Origin of the sequence: Streptococcus infantis (assembly GCF_047464615.1) — a bacterium.
GTDB lineage: Bacteria > Bacillota > Bacilli > Lactobacillales > Streptococcaceae > Streptococcus > Streptococcus infantis_Y.
This window is the reverse complement of the sequence record NZ_JASHBO010000034.1, coordinates 1-3,983: the sequence shown is the minus strand read 5'-3', so window position 1 is coordinate 3,983 and position 3,983 is coordinate 1. Positions and strand designations below refer to the sequence as shown.

Below are 3,983 nucleotides of genomic sequence, written 5' to 3'. Positions count from 1 at the left end.
ATCTCTTCAAAAGTAGTGCGCTGAACACCAACAAGGCGCTTAAAGCGTGCATCAGTTAATAGTTTACTTGATTCATAATTCATAGTTTTATTGTATCATATTTTTATTTCGCAGGAAGTCTAATATATCCTTCTACATCTTCAATCTCTACAAACGATGGGTCTAAGTGACATAGGAAGTGCCAATCTTCGGCGCCTTTTTTTCTATAGACAATCGCTTCGCCGTCTTCACTTCCGAAAAAGCTTCTGTCAACTTCATACCCGTTGCGCTCTAAGAAGTTTTTTGCCTTACGGTAATTCGTTTCTCTTGCTTCGACATAGGCTTTCACTTCATCGTTATTAACGATATAGGCATCGATTTTTGAATACCCTTCGATTACTTGATTGTTTTTAACAGACAAATTCGAAATCTCTTTCCAAATAATGTCCACATTTTCCTCAGAATTAAACGAAAACCTAGATAAAGGGACAATATTCCCATTGAAGACAATTTCTATATAATCGGGCAAGTGTTTAGGGTTAAAATACTCCACCTCAAACCCATCTTCTATTTCTAAAGTATATCCAGGAATTTGAGCTACAAAAGCTTTACCCTCCTCTAAAGAATCAAAAGCGACTAAATCTTTTGAATAATCATTTTGGTACAATTCCAATATAATCATTGATAATCTCTCCATTTTTAATCATGCTAATATCAATAAGCATATCACCTGAGTGGTTCGAAGCTTCTATATCATCTCAACATATCTCCTGCTCATTCTATACGTTTTAATAACACGCTAACTCACTTACAATATAATACAAAAAATATATTTTTAGAAAAATAAAATATTAAAATTATTTTAGCATAACACTTCTGAACAAAAATCTAAATTTCAAGAAAAGTATTACTCCATTCCCTCTCTCAATCCTTTAACATTTATAGTTCCAAGATTAGTATCCTGACTTCTATGAGAAGGAAAGCCTGTAAAACCTGGTCTAGAAGTACTACTACGAGATTTATCATAAAACACACTCAATATACCCGTTAATATAAACTGAAGTCCTAAGTACATTTCTTGATCATTGTGAGTAAAATGTATATAACTAGCGCTATTTCCTCGCTGTGGAGGGCGTGTCTTAAAAATTGTCCATCCATTAAGGGAACCAATATATCCTACTAGATTATCAAAGTAATCATACTGATTTGAATAGGTTGATTCCATTTTATTAAAGATTGTACTTGGACGAATATTTGTAGATTCCATTGAAACTAATGCTAAAAACGGTCCTCGTAACGGAGTATCTTGACTTGAACAATGACAAAGTTTTGAAGCCGATCTCAACGATTCAATTTCAGGAATTATATGGTTAGTTTTTAATTTCTTTTTTACAGATATGATTCCAATAACACCCTCAGGTGGTACTATAACACTTTCACCAAACCTTTGAAAAACAGGATACCTTCCGCTATTATAAACTATGATGTCCAATTGTGAAGAATTAGTATCTTCCTTATTTCTCCTACTTCTATTATCTAACTCCGTTTTTACAGCAGGTCTCAGTATGAATCCTGTTAATACTTCCAATTCCCTTGGTAAATACTTTTTAAGATATTCCCGTATTAGAGTTTCAACATATCTTCCATCTTCTGCGTTATGTGCTGAACCTTCTACCTCTTTTGATGGAATCAACACTTGAAATTGTCTATAGGTTTCTAGCATTGCTTTTATCTCATTCGACCAATAGTTTTGTACCCTTCTTCCATCCATGACTAATAAATTTATAACCTTTCAATTTTATACTAAAAAATAGCAATTATTTCTTCTCAAACACTACTTATTAGGTATTATTAACTGCTTATATACAATCATCTTGATACTTACTTAGATATTAATACTCCTCAAAATTTATATATTTTTTATAGGGAATCCGCAATGATATTTAGATTAATTTCTTAATAAAAGTAATGAAATAAATCATTGGCATCTCTTTCTTCCCATGGGCGAAGAATCAATCTTTCTGTTTCTAAAATCATTTTTCTCTCCTTAAATTCCAACTGTTTATAAAATTACTTCAGATGAAACTTTTTACTTTTTCACCAGCAAGCATACGCACTCAGCGGTTTGCTGTTTCCGTATCGTTTCGTCGTAAACTTCTTACTCTGCGAGAGCTATCATTCCACTTGAAATTACAACAGAAAATTCTTTAACATCGATTATCTAGATAAATCACTCGTTACTTTCAATAATGGATAAGCTGATCTAAAATTTAAAATCCTTTTCTTTACTAATTCTATTACTCGCCAATATAGTATAAATTAAATGACCAATAAAAATGATGATAAAAATAACATAGCAGCCAGTCTTACAACTTACTACTTTTCATATGATAATTTACAAATGTCTTTCCAGCCACTCGATCTTTTTAAAATCCTTATTGTTATTGTGATCATTTCGATAGGAGTCTTGAGAAGAAGCTTTGTAAATACTTAAATACTGCTCCAGACTTGGAAGTCGAAAAGTGATACCTTCAATGTGAATAAGCTCTATATCCGATTCCGAAACTCCTGCAAAATCAGGTAAGGAATCGATACTTCCAAATTCAACACTCACTCGCTCCTTTTTGAATTCATGCTCATGAATATCTATTAAGACGTAGCCTAAGTCTTTCATCACTTTCATTATCTTGTCCCAGTCATAAATTCTGAGATGATCAGGTGCTTCCCAACCTCTAGGATCACCAGGCACATGAATGTCAATGTCAGACGGCCCCCAATTTTCTTTCGTTCTAAACTCCAATCCCAAAGACCCCATCAGTGTCGGTGTAATTCCGACTCGATTTAAATGGAAACAAATGGTTTTAAATTCTTCAAATAAGAGACTCATGTTTACTCTAAACCTTTCATATAAATGTTCGTTATTTCTACTTTATTACCTTGAACAAAATCATCTTCATTTTCTAGAGTATATCCAGTTATTTTGGATACAAATTCTTTTCCTTCTTTTAAGGACCCAAATCCGACTAGATCTTTATAAGAAGAATTTTGATATAATTCCAACATATACATCTCTAGTCCTTCTGCTTTTTGAACGATTATCCACATTTCACAAACAAGCTTACACATTCGACATGTGATAATATTTTTTTTGTACTAATAAACAAAAGGCAATGAAAATCATTTTAAAATGATACTGTGGAACGGAAAGATTTTCGCTAGTTCCAAAAGAATCGATATTCATCATTCCACTTTAAATTATAATAGATAATTCTCTAACATAGATCATCTAATTAGCAAATCGTTACTTTCAATAAAGGATATCCTGATCTAAATTTTAAAATGTTGTTTCCTTACTAATTCTATTACTCGCCAATATTGTATAAACTAAATAAACAACAAAAATGATAATAAAAATAAGATTAATTTTTAACACAAAATAGAGATTTAACAAATTTGCGAACGCATGAAATAATAAACAGTAACCGACAGATTTCGTTTGACGGTAAAGAAGTCCTAAAACAAAACTTAAAAATAACGTATGTATAAAAAATAAAATAAAAGAAAATCCTTGATGACTTTCTCCAACTATAAACCATAAAGGCAGATGCCAAATTCCCCAGATTGAACCTACAATCAAATTAGATTGCCAATAAGTATATTTTTTATCAAGTAATGGCTGTAGTATTCCTCTCCATCCTAATTCTTCATGTCCACCACCAAAAAAAATTAGTTGTATAAAGAATAATGGCATCAGATAAATTGATACTTCATTTAATTCTAAGGAAGATACAGAAAATAGTATCAAAATTGCTAACAAATGAATGATGAAATAAATACTACTATTTTCTTTCTTATTAAATACAAAATGTTGAAATTTTATATTAGACTTCCTGCGAAATAAAAATATGATACAATAAAACTATGAATTATGAATCAAGTAAACTATTAACTGATGCACGCTTTAAGCGCCTTGTTGGTGTTCAGCGCACTACTTTTGAAGAGAT

4 protein-coding genes and 3 pseudogenes are annotated in these 3,983 nt (G+C 31.4%); 1 reads left to right on the top strand and 6 read right to left on the bottom strand.

The annotated features are described in order from the left end of the window. From QM450_RS10480 to QM450_RS10455, 6 genes and pseudogenes are all read right to left on the bottom strand, one after another. Positions 1 to 83 (bottom strand): annotated as a pseudogene (locus tag QM450_RS10480) (IS5/IS1182 family transposase); the annotation flags it as partial. A 20-nt stretch (positions 84 to 103) separates the two neighbouring features. Then, on the bottom strand, positions 104 to 661 hold the full coding sequence (locus QM450_RS10475; protein ID WP_414320554.1) for a hypothetical protein: 558 nt from the start codon (positions 659 to 661) through the stop codon (positions 104 to 106). Between the two features lie 225 nt (positions 662 to 886). Next, positions 887 to 1,702, bottom strand: a complete 816-nt coding sequence (locus tag QM450_RS10470) for a DUF6602 domain-containing protein (RefSeq protein WP_414320553.1) — start codon at positions 1,700 to 1,702, stop codon at positions 887 to 889. A 672-nt stretch (positions 1,703 to 2,374) separates the two neighbouring features. Continuing rightward, on the bottom strand, positions 2,375 to 2,866 hold the full coding sequence (locus QM450_RS10465) for a nucleotidyltransferase (RefSeq protein ID WP_414320552.1): 492 nt from the start codon (positions 2,864 to 2,866) through the stop codon (positions 2,375 to 2,377). Between the two features lie 2 nt (positions 2,867 to 2,868). Continuing rightward, on the bottom strand, positions 2,869 to 3,084 hold the full coding sequence (locus tag QM450_RS10460; RefSeq protein WP_414320551.1) for a hypothetical protein: 216 nt from the start codon (positions 3,082 to 3,084) through the stop codon (positions 2,869 to 2,871). 229 nt (positions 3,085 to 3,313) lie between these two features. After that, positions 3,314 to 3,865 (bottom strand): annotated as a pseudogene (locus QM450_RS10455) (lysostaphin resistance A-like protein); the annotation flags it as partial. A 35-nt stretch (positions 3,866 to 3,900) separates the two neighbouring features. On the opposite strand from QM450_RS10455, the pseudogene QM450_RS10450 reads away from it, so the two are divergent. Beyond that, positions 3,901 to 3,983 (top strand): annotated as a pseudogene (locus QM450_RS10450) (IS5/IS1182 family transposase); the annotation flags it as partial.